At 71.1% G+C, this 26,452-nt stretch carries 20 protein-coding genes and 1 pseudogene; 7 read left to right on the plus strand and 14 right to left on the minus strand.

Going from position 1 to position 26,452, the window contains the following annotated elements; genetic code table 11:
* The first annotated feature begins 124 nt into the window (after positions 1-124).
* Positions 125-760, plus strand: a complete 636-nt coding sequence (locus IE244_RS36190) for a helix-turn-helix domain-containing protein (protein ID WP_191877821.1) — start codon at positions 125-127, stop codon at positions 758-760.
* A gap of 298 nt (positions 761-1,058) precedes the next feature.
* Here IE244_RS36190 and IE244_RS36195 read toward each other — a convergent pair whose 3' ends face one another.
* The 6 genes from IE244_RS36195 to IE244_RS36220 all read right to left on the minus strand — a co-directional run bounded on the left by IE244_RS36195 (position 1,059) and on the right by IE244_RS36220 (position 7,796).
* Positions 1,059-2,003, minus strand: coding sequence for an NADP-dependent oxidoreductase (locus tag IE244_RS36195; RefSeq protein ID WP_191877844.1), 945 nt, complete (start codon positions 2,001-2,003; stop codon positions 1,059-1,061).
* Between the two features lie 189 nt (positions 2,004-2,192).
* Complete coding sequence (locus IE244_RS36200; RefSeq protein WP_191877822.1) at positions 2,193-3,116, minus strand: RNA polymerase sigma-70 factor; 924 nt, start codon at positions 3,114-3,116, stop codon at positions 2,193-2,195.
* Between the two features lie 170 nt (positions 3,117-3,286).
* Positions 3,287-3,760 (minus strand): carboxymuconolactone decarboxylase family protein, encoded by a 474-nt coding sequence (locus tag IE244_RS36205; RefSeq protein ID WP_191877823.1) that lies wholly within the window; start codon positions 3,758-3,760, stop codon positions 3,287-3,289.
* A 485-nt stretch (positions 3,761-4,245) separates the two neighbouring features.
* Entirely contained in the window at positions 4,246-4,614 is a 369-nt protein-coding gene (locus IE244_RS36210; protein WP_191877824.1) for a nuclear transport factor 2 family protein, read from the minus strand.
* A 222-nt stretch (positions 4,615-4,836) separates the two neighbouring features.
* Entirely contained in the window at positions 4,837-5,559 is a 723-nt protein-coding gene (locus tag IE244_RS36215) for a DUF2993 domain-containing protein (protein WP_191877825.1), read from the minus strand.
* Between the two features lie 32 nt (positions 5,560-5,591).
* A complete protein-coding gene (locus IE244_RS36220; protein WP_229854636.1) occupies positions 5,592-7,796 on the minus strand; it encodes an MMPL family transporter in 2,205 nt (734 codons plus the stop codon).
* Between the two features lie 189 nt (positions 7,797-7,985).
* On the opposite strand from IE244_RS36220, the gene IE244_RS36225 reads away from it, so the two are divergent.
* Positions 7,986-8,609 carry a TetR/AcrR family transcriptional regulator gene (locus IE244_RS36225; protein WP_191877827.1) on the plus strand — a complete coding sequence of 208 codons (624 nt, stop codon included), beginning with the start codon at positions 7,986-7,988 and terminating at the stop codon, positions 8,607-8,609.
* Between the two features lie 282 nt (positions 8,610-8,891).
* Positions 8,892-10,214, plus strand: a complete 1,323-nt coding sequence (locus tag IE244_RS36230; RefSeq protein WP_191877828.1) for an erythromycin esterase family protein — start codon at positions 8,892-8,894, stop codon at positions 10,212-10,214.
* A gap of 235 nt (positions 10,215-10,449) precedes the next feature.
* Here IE244_RS36230 and IE244_RS36235 read toward each other — a convergent pair whose 3' ends face one another.
* The 6 genes from IE244_RS36235 to IE244_RS36260 all read right to left on the minus strand — a co-directional run bounded on the left by IE244_RS36235 (position 10,450) and on the right by IE244_RS36260 (position 20,665).
* Entirely contained in the window at positions 10,450-14,988 is a 4,539-nt protein-coding gene (locus tag IE244_RS36235) for an SAV_2336 N-terminal domain-related protein (protein WP_191877829.1), read from the minus strand.
* Between the two features lie 2 nt (positions 14,989-14,990).
* Positions 14,991-15,965 (minus strand): AAA family ATPase, encoded by a 975-nt coding sequence (locus IE244_RS36240; protein ID WP_191877830.1) that lies wholly within the window; start codon positions 15,963-15,965, stop codon positions 14,991-14,993.
* Positions 15,962-18,109: a VMAP-C domain-containing protein gene (locus tag IE244_RS36245; RefSeq protein WP_191877831.1), complete on the minus strand. Its 2,148-nt coding sequence runs from the start codon at positions 18,107-18,109 to the stop codon at positions 15,962-15,964. The genes IE244_RS36240 and IE244_RS36245 overlap by 4 nt, the downstream gene beginning before the upstream one ends.
* 42 nt (positions 18,110-18,151) lie before the next feature.
* Positions 18,152-18,499: a CU044_2847 family protein gene (locus IE244_RS36250; protein ID WP_191877832.1), complete on the minus strand. Its 348-nt coding sequence runs from the start codon at positions 18,497-18,499 to the stop codon at positions 18,152-18,154.
* A gap of 645 nt (positions 18,500-19,144) precedes the next feature.
* The gene (locus IE244_RS36255; protein ID WP_229854639.1) at positions 19,145-19,807 is read right to left on the minus strand and encodes a peptidylprolyl isomerase; all 663 of its coding nucleotides are present in this window, start codon (positions 19,805-19,807) and stop codon (positions 19,145-19,147) included.
* A 378-nt stretch (positions 19,808-20,185) separates the two neighbouring features.
* Positions 20,186-20,665, minus strand: a complete 480-nt coding sequence (locus IE244_RS36260) for an HIT family protein (RefSeq protein ID WP_191877834.1) — start codon at positions 20,663-20,665, stop codon at positions 20,186-20,188.
* 817 nt (positions 20,666-21,482) lie between these two features.
* Between IE244_RS36260 and IE244_RS36265 the strand changes: the two genes are divergently transcribed.
* Positions 21,483-21,806: an LppU/SCO3897 family protein gene (locus tag IE244_RS36265; RefSeq protein WP_229854640.1), complete on the plus strand. Its 324-nt coding sequence runs from the start codon at positions 21,483-21,485 to the stop codon at positions 21,804-21,806.
* Positions 21,807-22,113: 307 nt separating this feature from the next.
* Here the strand turns inward: IE244_RS36265 and IE244_RS36270 are convergent, their stop codons facing one another.
* A complete protein-coding gene (locus IE244_RS36270; RefSeq protein WP_191877836.1) occupies positions 22,114-23,103 on the minus strand; it encodes a helix-turn-helix transcriptional regulator in 990 nt (329 codons plus the stop codon).
* Between the two features lie 93 nt (positions 23,104-23,196).
* On the opposite strand from IE244_RS36270, the gene IE244_RS36275 reads away from it, so the two are divergent.
* Complete coding sequence (locus tag IE244_RS36275) at positions 23,197-23,595, plus strand: VOC family protein (RefSeq protein ID WP_191877837.1); 399 nt, start codon at positions 23,197-23,199, stop codon at positions 23,593-23,595.
* Positions 23,596-23,636: 41 nt separating this feature from the next.
* Positions 23,637-23,747 (plus strand): annotated as a pseudogene (locus tag IE244_RS43290) (IS481 family transposase); the annotation flags it as partial.
* Between the two features lie 414 nt (positions 23,748-24,161).
* Here IE244_RS43290 and IE244_RS36280 read toward each other — a convergent pair.
* On the minus strand, positions 24,162-24,575 hold the full coding sequence (locus IE244_RS36280; protein WP_191877838.1) for a winged helix-turn-helix transcriptional regulator: 414 nt from the start codon (positions 24,573-24,575) through the stop codon (positions 24,162-24,164).
* Positions 24,576-24,675: 100 nt separating this feature from the next.
* Between IE244_RS36280 and IE244_RS36285 the strand changes: the two genes are divergently transcribed.
* Positions 24,676-25,617, plus strand: coding sequence for an NADP-dependent oxidoreductase (locus IE244_RS36285; protein WP_191877839.1), 942 nt, complete (start codon positions 24,676-24,678; stop codon positions 25,615-25,617).
* Positions 25,618-26,452: the final 835 nt, after the last annotated feature.

A 26,452-nucleotide genomic window follows, 5' to 3' on the forward strand; every position in this document is an offset into this window, starting at 1 on the left:
GTTGGACAGGGTGTGTCGTCGCGGTCACGGTCTACCTCTGATCTCCGGGGACAGTGCCCGGCAAGGCTCGGTCCGGGCGACGGCCGAAGCCCATCGATTGTGCGAACACTGCAAAAATGGATCCATGAACACAGGATCCGGGGACGCGGAGCTGGAGCAGATCCTCGATGGCATCGGGCCCCGGCTGCGCAGGCTGCGCCGGGAACGGGGCCTCACGCTCCAGGCACTCGCGACCACGACCGGGATCTCGGTCAGCACGCTGTCCCGGGTGGAATCGGGCCATCGGCGCCCGACTCTCGACCTGCTGATCCCGCTGGCACGGGCTCACCGCGTCGCACTCGACCAGCTGGTGGCGGCGCCGGCCAGCGGTGACCCTCGGGTGCACCTGCGGCCCCTGCACAAGGAGCGCGGGAGCGTCCTCGTACCCCTGACGCAGTACCCGGGCCGCGTGCAGGTCTTCAAGCAGGTACTGGCACCCCGCCAGCCGGAACTGGTCACCCACGAGGGCTACGAATGGCTCTACGTCCTCGCCGGTCGGCTGCGTCTCATCCTCGGGGCGCAGGACTTCACGCTGCGGCCCGGCGAGGTGGCCGAGTTCGACACCAGCGAGCCCCACTGGTTCGGCCCCGCGGACACGAGCGCCGTGGAGATCCTGCACCTGTTCGGTCCGCGAGGAGACCAAGCCGTCGTCCGCGCCGGACCTTCCACAACCGACCCGACCCCGCCGATCGCCCCAAACCCACCGTCGACCACGGCATGACCCGCAACAGGGGCTCGACGCCGCCGAAGCCGCCGAGGACGGGGACGACCGCCACCTGGACCGGTGTATCGAGCCCGCCGCGCCGGCCGGGGACCCACAGGCGGCGTACGGCCTCGCGGAGCTCTACGGCGCGCTGCGCAGGCCCGCATCGCGCGACCAGTGGTACCGGACGGCAGCCGAGGGTCCGCGCTGAACGCCTGCTCGCGGGCAAGCTGACGGTGGAGGCGGCGCTGACGGCGTGAACAGACGGAACTGCCGGTGCTGAAGTCCGCGCGTGGAGCTGGCACAGAATGGCCGGTCACGGCGTGACGGAGAGGACGATCTTTCCGGTGGTGCGGCCGGCCTCGCCCAGCGTGTGGGCGACGGCGGCGTCCTCCAGCCGGAAGACCGCGTCGACGATCACCCGCAGGCGGCCGTCCTCGACCAGCTTGGTGATCTCGCCCAGGCCCTGCCGGTCGGGCTCCACGAGCATGAACTCCGCTCGCACCCCGGCCGCCTCGGCCTCCTTGTAGGGGAAGGTGTCGTCCAGCGGCAGCATCGAGACCAGCCTTCCACCTGGGCGCAGGGTACACAGGGAGCGGGCCCAGTTGGCGCCGCCGATCATGTCCAGCACGACGTCGGTGTTGCGTACGGTCTCGGCGAAGTTCCGGGTGCGGTGGTCGATCAGTTCGTCCGCGCCGAGGGAGCGCAGCAGGTCGTGCTTGGCGGCGCTGGCTGTGCCGATCACGTGGGCGCCTCGGGCCTTGGCGATCTGGACGGCCAGGTGGCCGACGCCACCCGCGGCAGCGTGGATGAGGACGCGCTGGCCGGGCCGTACGTCTGCGGTGTCGACGAGAGCCTGCCAGGCGGTGAGCGCCGCCAGGGGCAGGGCCCCCGACTCTATGTGGGTCAGGCCCTGAGGACGGGGAGCGAACTGGCGGGCCGGGGCGGTGACATATTCGGCGTAGGCGCCGGCCGGGTGCGGGAAGCATGGCATTCCGAGGACCTCGTCGCCCGGCTGGAAGAGAGTCACACCGGGTCCGGTCTCCTCGACCACCCCGGAGACGTCGAATCCCAGGATGAAGGGAAGCCGCGTACCGTCGGCGAACACGCCCCGCTCCCGGATCTTCCAGTCGGCCGGATTCACACCCGCCGCATGCACCCGGACCAGGATCTCGCCCCAGCCCGGCTCCGGGCGCTTGGTCTCGATGACCTTCAGGACCTCGGGGGCTCTACCGGCGGCGCCCTGAAAGACAGCACGCATGGTGCGGGCGATGGTGGTCTGGGCCACGACGACATGCTCCTTCTGTATGGAATTCTTGTTGCTTTGGCCGGTTCTCCCGGACGCGTCATGCCGAGGCCCAAGGACCCGGGTGGCGGCAACGGCCGCGGCTTGCATCCGGCGCATCCGGGTCAGCCCTGACAGCGCGCCTCTGTCAAGCCGGTCGGGAGGTCACTTCGTCCGCTTACGGGCCCGCTTCACTTCCTGGTCGACAGCCCAGGCGTCGGCGACCGGGCCGAGGTGGCCGAGCTTGTCGGGGTTGATGACCGAGCGGATCGTCTGGATCTGCCCGTCGAGGACATCGAGGGCGAGGATGTGAAGGACCTTGCCGTCGCGGTCGCGGAAGAGCGCGCCTGGCTGGCCGTTGACCTCGCGCGGTTCGAACGAGATGTCGACCCGGGCCATCAGCGGATAGACGGTGGCGAGCAGCCTGGCCACGTTCTGGGCGCCGACGACGGCCCTGGCCAGCTGTGGGGCCTTGCCACCGCCGTCCCCGACGAGCTGGACGTCGGCGGACAGCAGGCTCTGCAGCCCGTCCACGTCACCCTGTGCCAGCGCCTCGAAGAACCGCCTCGCCAGCTCCTGCCGCTCCTGGTCGTCCGCTTCGAACCGGGGCCGTCCCTCGTTCATGTGGCGGCGCGCCCGCACGAGCAGCTGCCGGCACGCCGCCTCCGAGCGCCCCGCCGCGGCGGCGATCTCGTCGAAGCCGAAGGCGAAGACCTCCCGCAGCACGAACACCGACCGCTCCAGCGGACTGAGCCGCTCCAGGAGCAGCAGCGCCGCCATCGACACCGAGTCGGCCAACTCCGCTGCGCGGGCCGGGTCCTCGTACGGATCGTCCAGCAGGGGCTCGGGCAGCCACGGTCCGACGTACTCCTCCCGCCGCACCCGGGCGGAGCGCAGCACATCGATCGCGATCCGGGACACCGTGGTTGACAGGAACGCCTTGATCGACGCGGGCTGGGTCGTCGAGGCGTCGTAGCGGAGCCACGTTTCCTGCACCGCGTCCTCCGCCTCGACCACGCTGCCCAGGATCCGGTACGCGATCGAGAACAGCAGCGGCCGCAGCTCCTCGAACTCCTCGACCTTGCCCACGCCGACTCCCCCTTGCGGTCTGTGCCCTGGCCGGACCCGCGCCGGCGAGGCACCCTCTGAAGATCATCTGACAGGGGCGGAGCAGGCGACGCTCGCACCTCGACCGCCCCGCCCACCTTGGTCACGCCGCCCTGGCCCGGCGTGCCGGACCGGACAGGATACGGCGGCGATCAGTGGAACTGGCCGACCTGGTAATCGCCGGCCGGCTGCTGGGTGATGACGTTCAGCCGGTTCACCGCGTTCATGAACGAGACGAACAGCACGAGGGCCGTGAGCTGCTCCTCGTCGTAGTGCTGGGCGGCACGCGCCCACACTTCGTCGCTGACTCCGACGGCCGAGTCCGCGACCCGGGTCCCCTGCTCCGCCAGTGCGAGTGCGGCGCGCTCGGCCTCGGTGAAGACCGTTGCTTCCCGCCAGGCCGCGATCAGGTTGAGCCGCACCGGGCTCTCGCCGGCAGCAGCGGCTTCCTTGGTGTGCATGTCGATGCAGACCGCGCAGCCGTTGATCTGGCTCACGCGCAACGCCACCAGCTCCTGCGTCGCGGCCGGCAGCGGCGATTCCTTCAGTTCCCGGCCGGCTGACATGAAGTACTTGAGGGCCTTGCCGGCGGTCGGGCTGGCGAAGTAGTCCAGTCGCGCGTCCATCGTGTGCTCCTCCACGCTTGTCGATGCCTTCACCCCCGAGACGAGACGGCCCCCGCTCCTGTGACATGCCAGGGTGTGAGCCATGTCTCTACGCGGATCGGGTTCGGTGGAAGCAGCAGTGACCACTGGCAGTTGGACGACAGGATTCCTACCAGGCCGCATCCCACACCCCACGGACTGTTGGTTCCCGAGTCCGACCCTTTGACGGACGGTGACGGCTGGGTGAAGGCCACGCGGGCGCGGACCGGCGCCCCCAGCCGGTCCACGGTGATCGCGGTGAGGAGCGGGCCAGGGTCGGGGTCGTCGTGGTGACGAAGAGGCCCCGAGCGCGGTGTCCGCGGATCCCGCGCAGGTCTTGCTAAGACGGGCGGCTGTGAACGCGGGCTCGGGGGCTGCCGTGGGAGATCAGACGCTGCCGCCTGCCGTGGGCATGCTGCGGACCGACGCGGAGGGGTCGGCCAGGATCCGGAGCGTCTTCCGAGGGTTCAGGCCTCAGGGAGCCGGTCGAGGAAGCCGAGGACGGAGGCGATCCGGCCGTCCTCAGCCAGAGTGATCACATCTGAGCCGGCGACCGGCGCGGAGCCGTCGGCGGTGGACACCAGCTCCCAGCTGAAGCGGGCGATGTGATGGTTGCCGTCCACGTCACCGGCCAGCCTGAACTCAAAGCCGGGGAACTGCTCGTGCGCGCCCCGGATGACCGCGGCGATCTCCTTGTGGCCGCGCACGTCGGCCAGCGGGTCGGTGTAGGTGCCGTCCTCGGACCATGCCGCGGCAACCGTTTTGGTGAGCGCGTCCGCATCCGTGGCATTCCACGCCTCGAAGTAGCGGGCGACAGCGGCGGCGTACATCGACATGCCAGAAGCTCCTCTGGTGGTGAAGTGGGTTGAGGGTCAGGGAAGTTGCATCAGGCTCCGGGCCGGAGTGCGCCGGTCCGGAGCCCGATGACTCCACTCTGCCGCGTCTGCGCCGACCGGACGATTACCGCCCAGGTAATGACGGCGCCGGCCCACCCAGCAACCAGCCCTCCTTCTTGTACGGAGTCCTGAAGTCCCTCCGGCCACCTGCCGCTCGGACGTTCAGACGGCTGCCCCGCCCGCGCTCGGCGTCGGCCCGGCGGCGATGGAGAAGCCGAGGACGAGGCCGTCGCCGGCGGCGTGCGCCGATGTGAGCGCGACGCCGTGGGGCAGTTCGGTGACGGCCACGGTCCTGGGCCTCAGCTCGTCGCGGAGCCCGGAGGTGGCCGGCAGGCCGGCCAGGTCGTCGATGGCCACGCTGCGGCCGAGGACGCTCACCGTGGTCGGAGTGATGGTGAAGGCGTGCGCGGTCGTGGACAGGATCGCCCGCACGGTGACCGGCAGTCCCAGGCGGCCGACGCTCCCGGTGAGGACCAGGTCGCCGTTCTGGCCGCCGGCTGTCAGGCCCTTGCCCAGCGCGCCCAGGCGCCGGGTCACCTGGTCGTATCCCAAGGTGGCGGTCCCCGTCCCGCCGGCGCTGTCGCCGTTCGTCGTGACGTCTTTCAGACGGGCGGTCACATCCAGTACGGCGTGCTGACGGTGTACGCCCTTCGCGCTCACCTCGACGTCTCCGACCTCCCCGCCGAGGGTACGCAGGCCCGCGAGCGGGCTGGTGAGATCGGCGTGCACCGGGCCCTGCGGCTTCAGCCGGCGCGAGGCTTGGGCGACGACCCGCTCCTCGGTCCGGTGCTCGACCAGCAGGTCGGTCGCGCAGGTGAGGAGGGCCAGGGTCGCGGCGGTCGCGACCAGGATGACGCGGATCCTCCCGCGGCGGTTCGATGTCATGTGGTCACTGCTCCGGATCGGTCGGGGGGCGGTCAGGCGTGCAGGCGCGGGAGGACCCGGTCGAGCCGACGAGGTATCCACCAGTTCGCCCGGCCGATGAGGAACATGGCGGACGGCACGAGGATCAGGCGGACCACCGTGGCGTCGATGATCACGCTGATCGCCAGCCCCAGGGCGAGCATCTTCACGACCACGGTCGGTGAGGCGGTGAAGGACAGGAACACCGCGGTCATGATGAAGGCCGCCGCGGAGATCACGCGCGCCGTCGCCGACAGCCCCTCCCCCACGGCGAGCCGGTTGTCACCGGTGCGGTGCCAGGCCTCGGCGATCCGGGACAGCAGGAAGATCTCGTAGTCCATGGACAGCCCGAAGACGATGGCGAACATCATCATCGGCACGTACGACTCGATGGGTACCGGCTCCGAGAGCCCGAGCAGTGCGTCGCCCCAGCCCCACTGGAAGACCGCGACGAGCACGCCGTAGGACGCGGCCGTGGTGCAGAGGTTCAGCACGACGGCCTTGAGCGGGATCACGAGGCTGCGGAAGACCGTCATGAGCAGCAGGAAGGCGAGGACCAGGACGATGCCGATGACGATGGGAAGCCGTGTGCCGACCGTGTCCCGGAAGTCGGCCTGGCCGGCCACGGTTCCGGTGAGGTAGGCCTCGGCGCCGGTGTCGTGGAGGGCCTTCGGCAGTGCCTGCTCGGAGAGGGTGTCGAGCAGGTCGCCGGTCGCGGCGTCCTGGGGGCCGGTGGTCGGGGTGAGCGTGGTCACGAGGACCCTCCCGTCGGCGCTCGCCTTGACGGGGGTGAAGGCGGCCACGCCGTGGGTGGTCCTCAGGGCCGTGGTCACGTCGTCCGTGATCCGGTCGACGGACGCCTTCGCACCGCTCACGTCGACGACGGCGACGATCGGGCCGTTCGCCCCCGCCCCGAAGCCCTGCCCGTCGGCGTGCGCGATCCAGTCGTACGCGGTTCGGGTGCTGCTGCCGGGTCGGTCGGCGCCGGCGTCGACGTGTCCGAGGCGCATCGAGAGCAAGGGCAGGGAGCACACGCCGAGGATGGCGACGCCCGCGGCGAGGAACATCCACGGGGACCGGGCGACGCGGTTCGCGTAGCGGTTTCGGCCGTCGCCGGCCGCCGTGCCCTCCGCGACCGGGCGGCGCAGCCGGAGCCGGTCGATGCGCCCGCCGACCAGTCCCAGGGCTGCCGGTACGAGGGTGAGGGCGGCAGCGGCGGTGACGACGACGGCGAGGGTGGCCGCGAGGCCGATCTTGCCGATGAAGGTCAGCCCACAGGCGTAGAGACTGAGCATGGCGACGGCCACGGTCAGGGCGGCGATGAGGACGGCACGTCCGCTGGTGTGCGCGGTGCGGGCCGCGGCGTCGACCGGGTCGCGCCCGTCGATGAGGTCCTGGCGGAAGCGCGTCGTCAGAAACAGGGCGTAGTCGATGCCGACGCCCAGGCCGATCATGCCGGCGAGGGTGGTGGCCGAGGTCGCGAAGGAGAGTGTGGCGGCGACGATGCCCACGATGCCGAGGCCGACGCCGACGCTGATGAGCGCGGTGATCAGCGGCAGCAGGGCGGCGAGGACGCTGCCGAAGGCCAGCAGCAGGATGACCAGGGCGGTGACGACGCCTACGCCCTCGCTCAGCTTGTCGTCGGCCGGTGCACGGACCACCTGATCCAGATCGCCGCCGTAGGCGACGCCGAGTCCCGCCGCGCGGGCGGGCCCGGTCGCCTTGTCCAGTTGCCCGGTGTAGTCGTGGCCGAGGTTCTTCAGCTGCTCGTCGAAGGAGACGGTGATGTACGCGGTACGTCCGTCAGTGCTGGTGACGGGCGTGGAGACGGCGGTGACGTGCGGCAGATCGCGCAGGTCGGCCAGGGTCCGGTCGAGCGCGGATCGCTGGTCGGCCAGGGTGCCGGACCCGGTGTGGAACACGATCTTGCCGCCCGGCCTGCCCGCCTGCGGCATCGAGGTGGCGAGGAGGTCGGAGCCGGTGTGGGAGGCGGTGCCGGGCAGGCTGACCTGGTCGCTGAAGGTGGGCGCGGCGAGGTGCCGTCCGGCCAGGGCGCCGACGAGGACCAGCAGCCAGGCGGCGATCACCGCTGCCGGGTGGCGGGCGCAGAAGCCGCCGATGCGGCCGAGTCCGCGGCGGGCCGCGGCGAAGTCCGTCGCCGGACGCGCGGCGGTGTGCGCTCCGGTCGGCGTGGGTGGGTGCTGCAGAGGTCGGGCCACTGTGGCCTCCAAGGAAAGTGTCACGAGTGACACGAACTCTAGAGACAAAGTGGCACTGATGACAATTGGCAGTCGTGCCATTCGCAGGTGCGACGCACCTGGGAGGGCATACGCACCAGGCGCGACGGCCGGGGGGAATGGCACGTGTGTCAATTGACAGTCACGCCACCATGGCGGGAGGCTTCGGACATGCCGAGTGAGATCGCCCCCGCCGGACTGCGCGAACGCAAGAAAGAGGAGACGCGGCGCCGCCTGCTGGAAGGGGCCGCGCGCCTGTTCGGGCAACGTGGCTTCGAGGCCACCACGGTTGCCGACATCGCCGCATACGCCAACGTCTCCGTGCGCACCTTCTTCCGCTACTTCGAGAGCAAGGAGGCGCTGCTGCTGCCGGACGGCGTCGAGATCTTCGCCTACGTAGAGAACGCTCTGGCCCGGCGTCCGGCACACGAGGAGCCCCTGGACGCGGTGTGCAACGCCCTGCTGGAGGCGGCCGAGCCGTTCGCCGCCTCCACTCTGACCGCCCTCAGCCATCCGGTCCAGGACATCGAGAACGTCGTCACGGCCCGGCTCGTCCAGGCCTTCTCCGACTTCGAGGAGCGCCTCACCGTCCTGGTGGAGCGCAGACTGCCACCGGACACACCGGACGCCGACCTGACGGCCGCGGTGATCGCGTGCGCCGCCCTGTCCGCGGTGCGTGCCGTGCTACGCACCCGCAGGGCGCGCCGGGCGTCCGGCCTCACGGACACGGGCCCAGCGCCCCTGCCGCGTGCCTTCGGCATACTGCGCGGGATCGCCTCTCACGAACGCCCCTGACAGCGAGCCAGGGGCTGGTGGCCGGGGCGGGACCGGCACGGCGCATCGTCCGCCTGTCCACGGTGCAGTTCGCGGCACGTTCGTCGCCCGGCTCCCTCGTCGTACGGACTTCGGAACCGGGTGTCGGCTCGGCGGCGGACACGGCGACCAGTTCCTTCACCACCACTCGTCAGCCGGCCCGGCCCTCGCACCACATGACGGCGGGGGCGCGAACAGCCAGCCGCCACAGACGACTTACGCCCTGTTCCGCTCGCGTGAGAGCAGGCTGCTAAGGTCGCGATCATGGGCACCAGTCATCCACTCACCCTCGCTGAATGGACGACCCGCAACGCGGTCCGTCTCACCGCTGACGATCCCGATGCCCCGTTCGACGACCTGGCGATGCTGCACCGACTCGTCGGCGACGCGCGAGTGGTCGCTCTCGGCGAGAACTCCCACCAGATACGTGAGTTCGGACTGCTCCGTGAACGGATACTGCGCTTCCTCGTCCGGGAATGCGGATTCACCGTCTACGCCGTGGAGTTCGGGGCTGCCTCCGGCCGGGCGGTCGATGCCTGGGTTCAGGGTGGCGACGGCGACCTCGACACGTTGCTCACGCCCCGTGCGGACGGCTACCCCGGCCAGTCCGCAGAGGGCCGCGACACCTTGCGATGGCTGCGCTCCCACAACGCCACGGCACCGCACCCGGTCCGCTTCGCCGGACTCGACATCCCGGCAGCCGGCGGCTCCCTGGCGCCCGCCCTGGAGCCGGTCGCCAGGTATCTGGGTGAAGTCGATCCCGGCGCAGTGCGCTACGCCCGGACCGCCCTGGAACTGGCGGAGCCGCTCGCGGGCGGCTCGGGCCTCGTCTCCGCCCACGCCCGCGTCGCCCTCGGCCCCGAGCCGCAGGACCGGCTCTCGGCAACGCTCGGCCGGCTGCTCAACCGCGTCACGGCCATGCGCGAGATCTACATCCAGCGCGGCGGCCACCACGCCTACGACCGCGCACTCTCGGACGTCTGGGCAGCCTGGCGCACCGACCAGATGCAGCGCGCGATGTCCGAACTGCTCAGTGGCGCACCGGACGCCGCCGATCTCGCCGCCCGCGACCGCTACCTGGCCGACAGTGTGCTGGAGCTGCTCGACCGGTCCGCACCCGGCACCCGCATCGTGGTCACCGCGCACAACGCCCACATTCAGCGCACCACGAGCCCCGAGGGCAGCCCGCTTCCGCGTATCCCCATGGGGCACGCCCTCGCCCGGGAACTCGGCACGGACTACGTGTCCGTGGCACTGACCAGCGGCGGCGGCCGGACCGTGCGGAACGTACCCGATCCGGCGCATCCCGCCGGGATGCGCCAGTCCGCAGCCGACGCCCCGGCGGCGACCCCCGACAGCCTTGAGGCCCTGTTCTCGGCGGTGCCGGAGGCACCAGCACTGGTGGACCTCCGCGCACTGCGCGCGCACGCCCGGCGCCACGACCTGCCGGAGCCCACCCGCATCCGCATGGACGACGGCTTTCTTCCCGTTCCCGCCCTGGACGCCTACGACGCGGCGGCCAGCGTGCCCCGCACCACGCTCACGGCGGACTTCGGCGAGCAGAACGTGCCCCGGCCGTCCCCTTGAGGAATGGATCCGGCAGGCCGAGAAGGACGCACCGAAGCCGATGAAGGGCTACGTCGGCTTCCTGCGCCAGGACCTCCCCGCCGTCACCGCCGGACTCTCCCTGCCGATGCCCCCTCGGGAGGAACAGCCGACTGCCCTGGCGTCTGGGTGCCTTTCTTGACGGGTCCTACACCGCGGGGGTTCCTGCCTCTACGCGCTGACCTGGGGTTTCACAGAGCTTCGGACAGAGCCGACTTCACGAATCGCCCTCACCTACGAGTCTCAGCAGGGCGGTGAGGGTCTTGGTGAGGCGTTCGGTCACCGGGTGCGCGGGGTCCAGCTCGCGTACGGCGCGCCGGTGTGCGTCCTGGAGCAGGGGGACGGCTTCCGGCACGCGCTGCAGTCGGTGCAGGCAGAGCGCGAGGTTGTGGACCGCGGCGAGCGTGTCGGGGTCGTCGTCGCCGCGGACCCGCCGGGACCGGGCCACGTTTTCCTCGTGGACGCCGTACGCCTCCTGGTGCCTGCCCAGATAGTTGAGTGTGACGGCGAGGGCGTTGGACAGGCGGAGGGAGTCGGGGTGCTCGGCTCCCGGCGTGCGGGACCAGGTCTGCCGCAGTGAGACGATCAGGTCGTGTGCCGGCTGGTGCTGTCCGCTCGCCATCAGGTAGTCGACGGCTTGCAGCAGTCGCGGGCGGAGTTCCGGCCGCTCGGCCGCCCTGAGGTGGCCGGTGGTCAGGTGCGCGGTGAACAGGGACCACATGCGCCACGCGTCGGGGACGTCGGGCCGGCCGATGTCGACGGCGGCGAGAAAGGCGGCGACCTTGCGCGACACCGCTTCCTCGTCGGTCCGGGCGCGGAGCAGCGCCTGGGTGAGCCGGTGGACCCGGAAGGTGTCGTCCTCCACGTCCGCCAGGCCCCGACGAGCCAGCTGCCGAAGGGTTGCGTCGGGCGGCGGCGAATCCAGCGGGAACGCGGGGAGCGCGTACTGCTGAAGGAGACCCGGCACCCAGGTCACGGGGATGGGCTCGGGGCCGAGGTGCGCCGTCATGCGCAGGAGGTCCATGGCGACGAGGTCTTCCTGGCCCAGGCGGGTGACGGCCTGTGAGACAGGAGGCAGGTCATGGTAGTCGGGCACACCTGTCCTGTGGGCTTCGACGGCTCGGGCGAGAGCGAGGGGGTGGTCTCCCAGTTCTTCGGCGCGCAGGTAGGCCTCCCCAGAGGTCACTCCCAGCCGCTCGGTGAGGAACTCCACTGCTTCGAGGCGTGTGAACCCCTCCACGCGAGTCGGACGGGCGTGCTCCGCCCACGCGGGGTTCCTCGATGTGATCAGGACGTGGCCGGGCCCGTCAGGAACGTATCGGTCGGCCGCCTCCGGGTCCTCCACGCCGTCGAGAACGATCAGCCAGTCGTCACGCGTCCGGAGATGCTCGAACAGCGCCGGCATCCTGTCGGCGACCACCCTGCGGGTCATCCGGATACCGAGGTGGAAGCCCAGTTCCGCGTACTGGCGGGGGATCCGCTCGTGGTCCTCGGCGTCGATCCACCAGACCACGTGGTAGAGGCCGGCGAAACGGTGGGCGTACTCGACCGCGATGTCGGTCTTGCCGACGCCGACCTGGCCGTGCAGCACCTGCACGGCGCCCCGGTCCTCCGACGTGAAGACATCACGCAGGTACGCGAGTACGGCCTCCCGTCCGGTGAAGTCCGGATCGCGGCGCCCGACGTTCCAGGTGCCGGGCGCCGACAGGTGGGTGGGCAGAGGGGGGCGTCGGAAAGACGGGGGCGGCAGGGGGGACGGGAAAGGTGCACCCGGTCCGGCCACCGCGCTGTGGACCGCGTCCAGCAGGGCGGCCCGCGCGGCCGGTTCGTCAAGACCGAAGAGGTCGCGGCGCGGCACGCCCCGCAGGGACTTTGGCAGGTCTTCGGCAGCCAAGTCCTCCACGGCCAGCGGGATGACGCGGTACCCGCTCAGGAAGAAGCCGGTACCGAGTCCGCCCCGTCCCGGTGCGGCATAGGCCTTGGACAGCAGCATGATCACGGCGTCGGCGCTCCGCGCGGCGCTGTGCAGGTGCCGCGCGAACGCGTCCTCCGGGGAAACCTCGGCCACGTCCAGGACGGCGTCGTGCCCCACCGCCTTCAGGTGCCAGACGATCCACTCGGCCCAGGGGCGGTCGACACCGGCGTAGCTGATCAGCAGGGTCCGGGGAGCGGTGGTCTCCGGCCCGGGCGGATATCCGGGGCGCCCGTCGGAGAAGCGCGGGGCGGATGCGTTCGCGTGGGCTCGGAGGACCCGGGAGACGTGTGCGGCGGAAGGCCGTGCACGCGGATCCGGGTCCACGCACCGCCGTAGGACGCGTTGCACGTCGTCATCCGCGAAGCCCGGCCGCATGGTGAGCAGCAGGACGCCGAGTGCGAAGACGTCGGACGCTTCCGTGGGCCGGGTGAGGCCTGAGGCTTCCAGCTCGGGTGCGAGGTAGGCGTCGTCCAGGCCGGGCGCCGGGTGCTGCCGGCTCGGGACGCCGTCGATCGTGGCGGTCGCCCAGTCCGTGATGAGCACTTCCTTCTCGGTGACGAGCACGCGGTCCGGGGTCAGTGCGCCGTGGACGATCCGTTTGCTGTGCGCGCGGGCCACTCCGGCGGCCAGTTTGGCACCCGTCGGGGCGAACTGCGTCTCGCTGAGGAGCCCGTCACGCAGCAGCGCTTCGAGAGTCTGGGCCGGTTGCCCGATCGCGATCCGTTCCTTCAGGGTCTCGGGCGGCTGACCGCTCGCGATCCGCACGTGGGGGTCGACCGCCAGCCACGGCACGTCGTCCAGTTCCAGCCGCCAGAGCCTGGGCGCGCTGAGACCGATCAGGCGTACCAGTGCCGTCGCCTCGGTGCGGGCCAGCTCCCTGTCGACGGTGCGGTCCCCGCTGCGGGGGACCCGCAGCAGCGCGAGGCGGTCGGGGTCCGGTGCGTGTCGAGGGGACCGTGCCAGGTACTGCACGACGTGCCCGTGGACGGTGCTGCCGCGAGCGAACGGGGTGTACGGGCCCAGCCGTGCCGGGTCGTCCTCCCGCAGGTTCTGCCATGGCGAGCCCGGCCGGTCGACGAGTCCGCGGACGTCGGCCCTGCCGCTTTCCGCAGACGGCGGCAGAGGGGACGTGGGCGCCGGGGCGGTGGACAGGCCGAGGCGCCGCAGCAGGCGCTCGTCGGCGACCGTGAACGGCTGTCCCGTCGCGCTGACCTGGCCGGGGCCGTGCTCGTGTGCCAGCCAGGCGGCGAAGTCGGGTGCCCCACCCCCCAGTTCGGTGAGACGGGCGCCGAGCGCCCGGCTGGTCCGCAGCAGTTCACTCGCCGGTGCGGTGCTCAGCAAGATGCGCCGGGTGTCCTCGGGGAAGTCGAAGACGCGCTGTTCCGGGTGGGTGCGGTCACCGCCTGTGTCCGTGCGGCGCATCAGGCCGCCGAGGAAGACCTCCGCCAGGTGGCTGGTGTCGACGTGGTCCCCGAGTACGTCCTGGATCAGCCGCATGACCGGCACGGTCACCGGTGCGACGGCTGCCACGTGGGCGGCGAGACGGTAGGCCTCGGGGGTGGCCGCCGCGCGGAAGCGCAGCACGTCGTGGCCGACGTCCTGGGGGTCCGGCCAGGGCGCGGCGGGCAGGGCGGGCGGTAGGGGGGCGAGGAGGCGCAGTCGCTCGCTGGCACCGGTGGAGCCGATGAGCCGGGCCCAGGCCTCGACCACGGACGCCGACGGTTCCAGGACGGGGACGGGCAGTCCGTCGAACGGGGCCAGTTCCGGCGGCAGGACCGGATCGCGGATCTGCCACGTGTGGTTGGCGGCTCCCGCGCGCCGGGTGGTCACCTGCCACAGCCGGCCGTGGATGCCCGAGTTCTCGCGCAGCGGTTCCGGCAGGGTGTGCATCACGGCGGTCGGGCCGTGCCGGGCCAGGCGCGCGAGGACGGCGTGCATCCGCCCGTCCTGCCAGGCCGTTCCGACGCCGTCGCTCATCACCAGCAGCAGCGTGCTGCCGGCGGCGGCGTCGGTGGCGTTCACGGTGGGCGTGGCGCCGTGGTCGTCGCCGAGGTAGGGGCGCGCGGAGATCCGCGGGGCGCGCCGGCTGCGGGTGTCGAGACCGTGCACGCGCACGGTGCGGAAGGCTCCGCTGCGTTCGAGGAGCTGCCGTACCTCGGTGACCAGACGGCGCCACAGCAGCATGGACACGCCGTCGTCGACCAGCATCACCAGATCGAGCCATCGGGTGCGGGCCGGGCGCAGGACGGGGTCCAGGAGTCCGGTCTCCGCCACGGCCGTCACGGTCGCCCGCTCGTCCAGTTCCCAGGCGCGCGGATCGGGGCGGCTGCGTTTGAGAGGCCGCAGGGCCCGGCTCAACGGCAGTTCCTCCCGCGTCAGCACCTTGCCCTCCGGGATGCGGAGCGGAAGCGCGGGAGAGGTCTGCTGGTGCCCGGCGCCGTCGGCCGCGTGCAGTGCGCCGCCGGACCCGTCCGGGCCGCGCGGCCGTGTGGAGGTGCGGGCCGACCGGTCCGCCGCGGTGTTCTCCGCGGGCCGGTTCACGGAGGTCGACGGCCGGGGGGCCGTGGGGTGCCGTCGGCCCGGGTCCCGCGAACCTTCTGCGTCGGACCGCCCCTCGGCTCCAGGGCGTGCGGTGTCGTCCGTCCGCCCGGCCGCGCGGGCCAGCGGCGCCGCGCCGCCGGGGGGCATGTGCCGGGCCAGCCACAGGATGTCGAGCAGTTCCTCGGCGGACACCGGGATCCCGCCGTCCGCCAGTACCTTCAGGAGCGCTTCGGGCATCATGGCTACACGGTGCCGCCGAGCCGGTGCAGCACGGCGTCGAGGAGTCCGTCGGCGTCCAGGCTCACTCCGCCCATGCGCAGGAAGACCGCGTTCAGCAGCTGGTCCGTGGCGAGTTCGCCTCGGGCGCGCCGGTTCAGGAACGCGGCCATCAGCTCGTCCATGCCCGCCACCTCGGCCTCGCCGAGGTGGGCCGCCACGATGGCCCGCAGTTTGTCCTCGTCGGGGTCGGGCAGGTCCAGGCGGATGCAGCGGCGCAGGAACGCGGGCGGGAACTCGCGCTCGCCGTTGCTGGTGATGACGACGACGGGGAACTCCTCGCAGCGCACCAGGCCGCGCGCCAGAACGGCCCGGGCTCCCGCGTCGAAGGTCATCACGGCGACGGTGGTCTGGCTGTCGGGGAGCCTGGCCAGTTCCGGGATCTCGAACTCGCCCTCCTCGAAGACGGTCAGCAGGTCGTTGGGCAGGTCCAGGTCCCCCTTGTCCAGCTCGTCGACGAGCAGCACCCGCGGCTGGGCCGTGGGCAGCAGCGCGGTGCCCAGCGGTCCGAGCCGCACGTAGGAGCCGATGCCCAGGCCGGGTTCGTCGTCCTCGCGCGCGAGGTTGCTCTCGCGCAGCCGGCCGACCGCGTCGTACTGGTACAGCGCGTCCTGCACGGTACTGCGGCTGTTGACGGACCAGGTCAGGACCGTACCGAGGCGCAGCTCGTGAGCGATGGCGTACGCCAGCGAGGACTTGCCGGTGCCCGGGTGCCCGGTAACGAGCAGCGGCCGTCGCAGGTGCAGGGCGGCGCTGACGACGTCCGCCTCCCTCCCGCCGATGAGGTACGGGCGCTCGGTGGCCCGGGTGGTGCGGGGGAAGCGCCGCCAGGGCGGAGCCGGCGGGAGGGCGACCTCCCGTTCCTCGCCGTCCCCCCGGAACAGCCGCCACTCCTCGTCGCCGGGTACCGGAGTTCCCCGCACGCCGCCGGTATCGGTCATCGCGTCTGCGCTCCTTCAGCTGGGTCCATGAGACGGTGGCGGCTCGGCAGCGGCAAGGGTTCCTCCGGTTCCCACACCAGGGACGGACGCGCCCGGTGGTGTTCGGGGTCCGCCCAGATCCTGCCCCGGAAGGTCCGCACCCGCTCCGGAAGCTGCAACAGCGGTCCGTGCGGGGCGATTTCGTCGAGGTCACGGGCGTCCGCGTGCGACCGGGCCGCCCGGTCCCAGATGATCACGGGGACGCCGCAGGCCAGGCAGATCTCCAGCAGGATCTTGCGGGTCACGGCCGGGCCGTGCAGCACGACCTGGCCGGTGCGCTCGTGGGACGTCCGCAGCAGGCTGTAGAGCTGCTTGGGGTCGGCCGTCTCCTCGTCCACGACGAGGAGTTCGGCCGCGTCGGCGTCCGACCAGCGGGCGCGCAGCATCTGCGCGTGCTTGGGGTTGTGGCCGGTGATGTCGGGGCAGCGCAGCGCCACCCGGTGGCCGACTCCGAGCGGTTCGCCCGGCAGCCACTCGATCGCGTTCCCGGCGTCCCACTCGTCGACCGGCAGATGCAGCCCCTCCCTGTCGACGAGGATGTCCACGTCCTTGACCTCCTGGCCGCTCTCCAGCTCGGCGCGCTCCGCCGCCTGTCGGATGAGCCGCCCGATGCGGTCCGTGGTGGCGGGTCCCGACTCCTCGGTGAACACGGGGACCGGCGTTCCGTCCTCGCGCACCTGCCACAGCCGGCACCGGTACTGCCCCTGCGGGTCCGAGGCGAAGGTGCTGATCTGCGCGACGATACGGGTGACGGCGGCCGGCTGCCGACCCGCCCAGGCGGCCGCGTCGGCTCTGCGCTGGGCCAGGGCGGCCTGGTGGACACCGAGCCGACGGGACACCCGTCCGCTCCACGTGCGCAACTCCTCGCGGGGCGGATCGGGCAGTGCCGCCGCCGTGAACTCGACCAGCTTGAGCAGCGCGGGCACCGAGGGGCCGCCGTCCGGCAGATCGCCGTCGGGCAGTGCCTCCAGCTCGCCCAGTGCCGCCTCGACGTCTTCCGGTGACAGGCGCGCACCGCGCAGCGCGGCGGGCAGCGGGGTGTAGCGCAGGGCCTCGCGGGCCGCGCGGGGCAGCAGGGCGGGATCGTACGCGGCGACCTGCTTGAGTTTTCCGGTCAGCGTCCGGTGCTCGCCGACGGAGAGCAGCCGGGCGGTGTCGGACAGCCGGCCCGCCGCGAGCAGCCGGTCCAGCGCGTGTGGACGCCCGCTGCCGGGGTGGGCGGAGGCCAGGGACTCGGTCAGGGTGGCCAGGGCGCGGTCCGCCGTGATGAGCAGGTCCGCCAGCTCCTCCACGCCGGGTGCCGACGCGTCCGCGGGTGGGAGGTAGCCCAACTGGTCCGAGAGTCTTCTGGCGTGGTCGGCCCGGGTCAGCGGATCGCCGAGGAGTTCCCACAGGGCGTGGCCCAGTGCCTCCCGGGCGGGGTCCGCGGCCAGGGGGTCGCGTGCGGGGCACCGCTCGATCAGGTCGCCGGCGCCCGCGGCGAGCAGTTCGGCGCGGATGGTCTGCCACGGCAGCGCCCAACTGCGCCGCACCACCTGCTGGCCGGTGAGCGGGCCGTGTGTCTCGCGGTGCGCGACGACCAGTCCGACCACGGCAGGATCGTGCCGGTGCCACAGCGGTCCGCCGCTGAAGCCGGGGGCGATGGCCGCGCCGGACAGCGCGCCGTCGAGGTAGTAGATGCCCTCGTCGGCCAGCTTGACCTCGGTGTCGGCGAAGCCGCCGGCCTTGCCGTCGGGGCCGAAGGCGCGGACCGCCTGGCCCTCGGTCATCTCCCGCCACACCGCGGGCCGGGTCTGCTCGGGCGCGGGTTCCGTCAGTTCCAGGACGCACAGGTCACCGTGCCAGACCCCCGACGGCATGCGCCGGGGCGGCACCCACACCGTCACCCGGGCGACGGTCCGTCGGGGGGTGCCGAGGGTGTGGAAGACGACGTCCAGCCCTTCGGCGGCGGGGCGGTCGGCGCTCAGGGGCCGCACGCCGAGGGCGTCGTTGATCACGTGCGCGCAGGTGAGGACCTGTCGGGGAGACAGCAGCACCGCGGCGCCCGCCTCCTTGCCGCCACCCGGCTGCTCCGCGTCCCCGGCGCCCTGCCGCAGCACGGACACGACGGGTCTGGGGGAACCGCCTTGTCGGAACCACGTCATCGGTCAGTTCGATCCGCTGCCGAGCCGCCAGGTCGCCGTGATCTTCATGGTGGCCTGACCGCTTCCGCCGACGATCCCGAGCTTCAGGTCCTGCCCGATCTGCACCCCGAACTCCACGGAGACGTCCTGCGGCGGGTTCTCGGCGCCCATGACCGAGTCGTGCACGTGCTGCAGGACCGGGCCGAGCGGCCGCAGGGTCGCCTTCAGGGCGTCGGCGGCCATCGCCGTCACCCTGGCGCCGCCGCTGGCCACCGGTGTCCAGCCGTCGCCGTCCGCGAGGGGCTCCCCGACGTCGGCGAGTTCCAGACGCACGTCCGCCCCGGCGAGGCTGAGTTCGATGTAGTCGGGCATGGAGCCATTCTGTCGACCAACTGCTGTCCGGGTAACGGAGTTTACGGTACTGCGACCGGACGCACGGCGGCCACCGGAGGTACGGCTGGGCAGGCGCCGGGCCTGCCGCTGAGCACCGGATGTGCGGCTGGGCAGCACCGGGCGTCGACCAGGCACGAGGGGGCGAGCGGGCACGGGCGGCCTGACGAGCTCGTGCACGGTTGGCCGTGGCACGTCGAGGTGTGTGCGTGGTGGGTGTTCACGCTCTGTGCGATGCCGTGCCAGACCCGGATGTGTCGTGAGGAGTGCGCTTTGTCTGCCTTGCTGCTCGTGCCTTTCCCCGCCAGTCCGACGTGTGAGTCTCCGCTGCTCGTCGCGCCAGGCCTGCTGTGGCGTCAACCCTGCCCACGGATCAGTCTCGCCGTGCGGCTACTCGCCGCCGCCGGCTACGCCCGCGCCGGCGGGGAACGAGGGGTGCTTCGCTTGACAGGTGTTTCTGCAGACCTGGTCCATTAGGCAAGGGCGTCCATACCCCCCATGGGCCGCCGGACGGGGGCTGGTCTCCGCCTGCCGAGCCTGGACCAGCCACCGTGGGGACACACGTCCTCGACACCGACCATGACCGGGAGGGACGAAGCTTCCGGCAAGGCCGGGGTCGGGGTCGTACTACCTGCCCTTGATCTGTACGCGCTTGATGTTCACCGGCAGCGTCGGAAAGCCGTCTCCCGGCCCGTTCTGGTCGTCCTCGCCGCCCGCTGCGATCTTCTGGAGCACGTCGAGACCCGCGGTGACTTTGCCGAACGGCGTGTAGGCGGGCGAGAGTTTGGTGTCCTTCCAGACGAAGAAGAACTGGCTTCCGTTGGTGTTGGGCCCGGCGTTGGCCATCGCCACCGTCCCGGCAGGATAGGTCGCCCCGGTCAAGTTCTCATCGGGGAAGGAGTAACCGGGTCCGCCGCTCCCAGTGCCGGTCGGGTCGCCGCACTGGAGCACGTAGATGCGCGCGGTGGTGAGCCGGTGGCAGTGCGAGCGGTCGAAGTAGTGGCGCTGGGCGAGGAACTTGAAGGAGTACGTGGTGCAGGGAGCCTTGTCGGTCAGTGCCCGGAAGGTGATCGCGCCCTGGCCGGTGCGCAGCGTCGCGCTGTACGGCTTGGCGGCCTTCACCGGGTCGAAGACCGGGATCCCCTTGAAGTTGTCTGCGGGAACGGCCGGTGTGTAGGTGCAGGCAACCGACGGCGCGGCAGGGGTCGGGGTGTCGGCCGCGGCCTGCGTCGCGGTGCCGAGGAGGAGCAGGGCGGAGACGGCGAGCAGGGCGCTTGGCTTACGGAGCACTAGGCGGTTCCCTTCGGGACAACACCGGACGGGCATGTCATGGACGCCTCATCCTGCCCGCTCCGCCGTCCGGGTGAAACCCCTGCTCCGGGCACCGTCAACTTGGGCGGGCGGACGCCTTCGCAAGCCGAGGGCACGGAACAGGTCGTGGGACAGGGCGCGGGTGAAGGGCCGGGCCCTGAACGGTCGGCGGGCTCAGCCCTGCAGAGTGCCTCCGGCCGGGTGGACGGCCTTGGGGTGCCGGGTGCCGTGCCGGTGGTCGGTGAGCGCGGCCCGCAGCTCGGAGGGTTCGTGCTGCTGGTACTCGTTGGAGTTGGCGAGGGTGAACTGCCGAAACGGCCCGAAGTGCGCCTCGGCGGGGTCGGCGGGCCCACTCCATCAGGCCATCGAATGCAGTCGGTCCAGTTCGCTGCCGATCGCATCTCGCAGCGCATCGTGCTGCGGGCCGAGCCTGAACCGCTCATCACTCCACCGGTCACGCGGATACAGCCACACCGGCTTGCTCACCACCTCGGCCGGCTCCCACTCGAACCGCGGCCAGACATGGGCATGCAAGAACGGGTCCGTATTGCCGAGGATCTCCAGATTGACCCGGCGGAAACCGGGGTCCAGCCGCCTGCAGGCCCGCTCGACCGCTTCGCCAAGTCGGTCCATGCCGGACAGGAACGACAACCGCTTGCCCCTCGGCAGGTCAGACAACCGTTGAACACCCGGCTCGTCCACAAGGAGAACCGAGTACCCAGGCAGGAACTGAACGTCGCCGATCACCGCGAAGCCAGCCTCAAGCCGCCGCAGAACAGTCGGATTCTCACCCCGCAGAGCAGCCCCGATCCGGTCCTGCCGCCAGTCACCCGTCATAACCCGAGCCTACCCACAGGTGATCAAACCCTGCTCGTCGCTCCCCACCCTCCCCACTCGCTTCAAGGACCAACCAGGCGAGCGAAGAACGGCCTCGACCGTTCTCGAGAATCACCCTCAGCTTGCGCTTCGACCTCTGAGCCGCTCATTTCAACCGGCTCAGCCACTGGGTCAGCGACGAAGGCCCGGCAGGATGCGGTGGCCTGATCCATGACGGCGATGAGGAGGTCTCTGGCGATGCCGGACAAGCTCACAGGCGCCCAGCAATGGCTGTACGAGCACATCCTCGGGATCGAACCCGCGACCGAGGAAGAACCCGCCCCCGCGCCGTACCCAGGCCGACAAATGGGCCTTCGGCTACGCCGCCGCCCGGCAGTGCCACGAATGCGAAGGACACCTCCGAGTGTCTAGAAAGCAACATCGAACGGATCGTCGTTCGCGGGAACGGAGAGACGGCGGCAGCGGCGACGACCAGGAGGAACAGGAGCTCCGGCTCGGGGCCTGAGTCGGGAACCAGCGCAACAGGGCCGCCACGCTGACACCCCTCCGGGGTTGATGACCAGTGTCTTTTCGTCGGCGACCGGCTGTATGCCGCGTGACCGCGGTTGGCGGCCGTGCGATCCCGAAGGGTAGTCTCACGCTCGCATTGATCCGATCCGACACTCAACAACGGGGATCCGCAGGCATGTCGACACCTCCGCCGCAGTATCAGAACCAGCCACCGTACGGGCAGCCGCAGCAGCCTTACGGGTACCCGCAGCAGCCACAGGCCCCCGGTGGGCACCCTCAGCGACCGCAGCCGGGCGGTCTGGGGCGGATGCTGAAGTCCGCCGTCGTCGTCATAGCCGTGTTCGGCGCCCTCGGCTACTGGGTCTGGGACTACAACACCGACCCCAACGGCGGCAAGGCGAAGAAAGAGGCCGAGGCGGCATCGCACAATCCCAGCATCGGCGACTGCGTCAAGGTCGAGGATCCTCAGGGCAGTCCGGTGCCGACGGTCGTCGACTGCGACTCTCCCGAGGCTGAGTACAAGATGGGCGACCTGGTGGTCGCGGGCCAGCAATGCGGGTCCCAGTACGACTACGGCATCAAGGTCACCCGCCGGGGCCTGGGCCACACGATGTGCTTCACCAAGCTCTGAGTCTCTGATCCCGTTCGCGGCCGCCGTTCCCGGGAAGCCGCCGTTCCCGGGAACGGGCGTCGGCCTTGCGGGTACGCCGTCGTCAAGCACGACTTCACCAACCGCGCCCGGGGCTCCCCCGGGTCATCGCAGTGACCGATCGCCTCATCACCGGGCGCGGCCCGGGGCGGCGTCCAGTGTCACCAGTTCCTCGTAACCGACCCCGACGGGCCTGTCGCCGAGGAGGAGACGGACGCTTCTCAGACCGGGCTCACTGGTGTCCCCGCGGGCGACGCCACCATCAACAGCGGCATTCATACCGGCGACGTCAGGCTCGGCGGGCGTAGGACGTGAGGCGTTCAGCGAGCGCGATGACGAGGTCGCGGAGTTCATCGGGGCGCTCGATGACGAACGGCCGGTCGAGTAGGGCGAGTACCGGAGGCAACCAGTCGAGCCGCTCCGCCCGCAGCTCGACACGCAGCCAGCGCTCGGTCGCCCGGTCCTCGGCTGCCACGGACTCGTACTCCCCCATGCTCGCGACACTGGCGGGAAGGTGGGCACGGATCTGCTCAACCGTCCCGTGGATCCGCAAGGTCACCTCATGCCGGTACTCGGCCGTGGCGAACCCGGACAACACCCGCTCCGCCGGACCGGGACCCACTGGCGCTTCGAATGATCCGGGCAGGGTCCGCGCGTCTGCGATGCGATCGAGCCGGAAGGTTCGGTCCTCGCCGACCTGGGCGTCCTTGCCCGTGACGTACCACCGGCCCGCATGGGCGACGACCCCGTACGCGTGCAGCGTGCGTTCGCTGCGCCGTCCGTCACGGTCGGTGTAGCGGATCGAGACCGGCCGGTGGTGGCGCACCGCATCGGCGATCGTGAGCAGGACCCCAGCGTCCGGGTGGTCCAACTCGCCAGGCTGATCCGTGAAGGCGAGAGCTTCCAGGAGTGTGTCGAGCCGACGGGCGATGTGCTGGGGCAGGACCCGCCGGATCTTCGCTGACGCCGTCTCGTTTGCCGTGCGCTCCGTCGTCGTCAGCCCTGCCCGGCGGCCGGCGACCAGCCCCAGCAGCACGGCCAGCGCCTCGTCGTCGCTGAGCATGAGCGGAGGCAAGCGGTACCCGGGGGCCAGCCGGTACCCGCCGTAGCGGCCGCGCACCGACTCCACGGGCACGTCCAGGTCGATCAGCTGGTCCACATACCGCCGCACGGTGCGCCCTTCCACCCCGAGACGGTCGGCGAGCTCGGCCACAGTACGGGTGCCGCCCGACTGCAGCAGCTCCAGGAGTGTCAGCACGCGGCCGGTGGGTCGTGGCATGTTCGCAGCCTAACGCGAATACAGGACCGATTCTGTCCACTATTTCTCCTAGTCTGCGACGCGTACACCTCCAGCACAGCCAAGGAGATTCCCATGGACTTCGTCTCGATCCGCATCATCACCAGCGACGTCGCACGCCTCGTCGAGTTCTACGAGCGCGCCACAGGGATCCAGGCGATACGGGCCACCGAGGACTTCGCCGAGCTCAAGACCGCGGGCGCAACACTCGCGATTGCCAGCACCCGCACCGTCCCCCTGTTCGCCTCGGGCTCTGCCCGCCCGGCGGACAACCACAGCGTGATCACCGAGTTCCTCGTCGACGACGTGGACCGCGTTCACCAGAACCTGACCGGCTTCGTCACCGACTTCGTCAACGAGCCCACCACGATGCCCTGGGGTAACCGGTCGCTGCTGTTCCGCGACCCCGACGGCAACCTCGTCAACTTCTTCACCCCCGTCACCCCAGAGGCCGTCGAAAAGTTCGCACGCTGACGCCACGTGCAGCCGCTCACGCAGGAGCGGACGACCGGGTTGGCGACCCGGTCCGCGTCGACGTCAAGAAGCTCGGACGCATCCCGGCCGGCGCCGGCTGGCGGATGGACGGCGTCGGCACCGAGTCCGCCCGCGTCTCCGAACGCACCGGGACCGGTCACGGCTGGCCGGCGTGGGCAGCGAGGCCGCCTCCCTCGCGGGCGGGCGCGTGTGGGTCAACGGCGACCACGGGTCGGCCCGCTCCTGGTACGGCGGAGCCGTCAAAGCCGCACGCCTCCCAGAATCCGCTCCTGACCGCGTACCCGACAGGCACGCTCGCCCAGTTCGAGGCACACGCCGGCGGCGGCGTGGAAGCAGTGAACCTCCCCCGCCGCGCCCGGCGGGTGCTCAGCGAGAAGCGCTCGGGTGGCAGCCTGGCGCGGCGCCTCCACCCGACGCGCACCCGGCCGGCGCCGCCCGGGAGTCATGGTCACGAACTGCGGATCGTGGTGGCGCAGGGCGAACGAACCGGGCTGGCCCCGGAAGGCCCATCCGAGGGCGACCAGGGCTGTCGCGCCGAAGGTGAATCAGGCCGTAACTGGCTGTACCTCCTGAGCGGCCCGCGCGTCGTAGACGTCGCGGGCGTCCAAGACGGCATTGATGTTCTCCTCGGACCAGACGCGGATTGCATGCATCAGCGTGGTGACACTCTCACCCAGCCCGGTGGCCGCGTATTCGACCTTCGGCGGAATGGTCGGGTAGACCGTGCGGGTGACGAGCCCGTCCCGCTCCAGGGCGCGGAGGGTCTGGGTGAGCATCTTCTGAGTGATGCCATCCAGGCGGCGCCGCAGCTCACCAAAGCGCATCGGGCCGCCGGACAGCGCGCCCATGACCAGCATCGTCCACTTGTTGGCGAGCACGTCCAGGATCTGACGGGAGGGGCAGGCCGCCAGATAGGCATCCGCGCCGCCGTAGAAACGCAGGTTGTCGGTGGTACCCATGAGGTACCTATATACCTTTCAAGTGCCTTCTGTTCAACGGTTACTGACCCGCCGAGGATAGGGACATCCCAAGCAACCTTCCGAACAGGAGTGCATGACGATGCGTGCGATCACCCAGAAGTCCTTCGGCGGCCCCGAGGTGCTGGAGCTCATCGACGACGCGCCCGAGCCGGTACCCGGACCGACGCAAGTCCTGGTCCGGGTCAGGGCGACCAGTGTCAACCCAGTGGAACTGTTCGTCCGCTCCGGCGCCTTCCCGTTGCTGGGCGAGCCGCCTTTCGTCCTGGGCTGGGACGTCTCCGGGGTGGTGGAGCAGGTCGATCCGGGGGTGCACCGGTTCAAGGTCGGCGACGAGGTCTACGGGATGCCTTACTTCCCGGCCGCGGCCGGGGCCAACGCCGAGTACCTGGTCGCCCCCGCACGGCAGTTGGCTCGCAAGCCCGTCGGCATCAGCCACGAGGAGGCCGCGGCACTGCCGCTGGTCGGACTGACCGCCTGGCACGCACTGGTGGAGATCGCGCAGCTGCGGCCGGGGCAACGAGTGCTGATCCACGGCGCGGGCGGCGGGCTCGGACACATCGCGGTGCAACTGGCCAAGCACCTCGGCGCAGAGGTGATCGGCACCGCGAGCGCGGCCAAGCACGACTTCCTTCGCGGGCTGGGCGCGGACCTGCTGATCGACTACCGGACCCAGGACTACACCGAGGTGCTCCGAGACGCGCCGGTGGACGCGGTGCTGGAGCCCCTGGGGGGCGGGAACGCCGAGCGTTCCTTCGGCGTGCTGCGGCGGGGCGGAGTTTTGGTGACGGCGGTGGAGCGGACCAGCACCACCCTGCCGGAACTGGCGGAGGAGTCCGGCGTGCGCTTCGCGGCGGTCGGCGTGGAGCCGGACCCGGCCGGCCTGGACGCACTGACCGAGCTGGTCGAGGCAGGGAGCCTTCGAGTGCACCTGCAGCAGGTGTTCCCACTGGAGAAGCTGTCCGAGGCGCACGAGGTGCTGGCCGCGGGCGGCGTGCAGGGCAAACTCTCGATCACGGTCTGAAGAATCGCGTCAAATCTGATCAGACAGCAGCGTCCACCCGCCGCTCGGCCGGAACGCCGTTGTCGAAGCGGGCCCCGGCACGGACCGGAGTGACGAGGTGGCGCCGGTGATCGCGCGCCAGCGACTCCGGGCGGACTGGGCGCCAACTGCCACCACCATGTCGTCGAACTCGGCGGCGGAACCGAGTGAGAGGGCGTCCATGACGACGACCCGTCCCTGCCCCCAGCGACAACTTCACCCGCCCCGTCGAGGACCGCTCCTTCGAGGACTACGCGCCGGGCACCGTGCACGTCTTCGGCAGCAGGACACTCACCGAGCAGGACATCCTCGACTTCACCGAGCGGGGCCTTGCGCCCTGTGGCTTGTCCGCCTCACCCGTGATGAGTTCCCCCGACTCGGTGTACGACCACCGCGGCGGGCACCGCCACTGGCCTGACGCTGCCCTGGCTGCCGCTTCCGCCCGCGCCCAAGGCACACCGGGTCCATGCCGCCGGCGCCCAAGGCCCACCGGGGTCCATGCCGCCCGCCTCCCGGCCACGGGGACAGCCCCCTGATCTGGGGGGCCGGGAGCTGGCCTACCGCTGCCCGATTGATCCCTGAGGCCGAGCTTTACCCCTGCGGCTGGCCTCTGGGAACAGACTTGCCAGTCGGACTCGATCAGCACCATCCGGCTGGCTGCCGGTGGCGCGCTGCCGCTCGGCTTGGCGGTGTCGGTCGGCTGGCAGGCGACAAGGGCCGCGTGGAGCTGGCTGAGCGGGTTGCGGGCCGCGGCGGGCAGGTCGGTGAGGGCGGTGATCTGGCCGGCGATGCGGCGCAGGTCGGCCGCGTTGCGGCG

The sequence above is a fragment of the Streptomyces filipinensis genome (genome assembly GCF_014649495.1).
Classification (GTDB): Bacteria; Actinomycetota; Actinomycetes; order Streptomycetales; family Streptomycetaceae; genus Streptomyces; species Streptomyces filipinensis.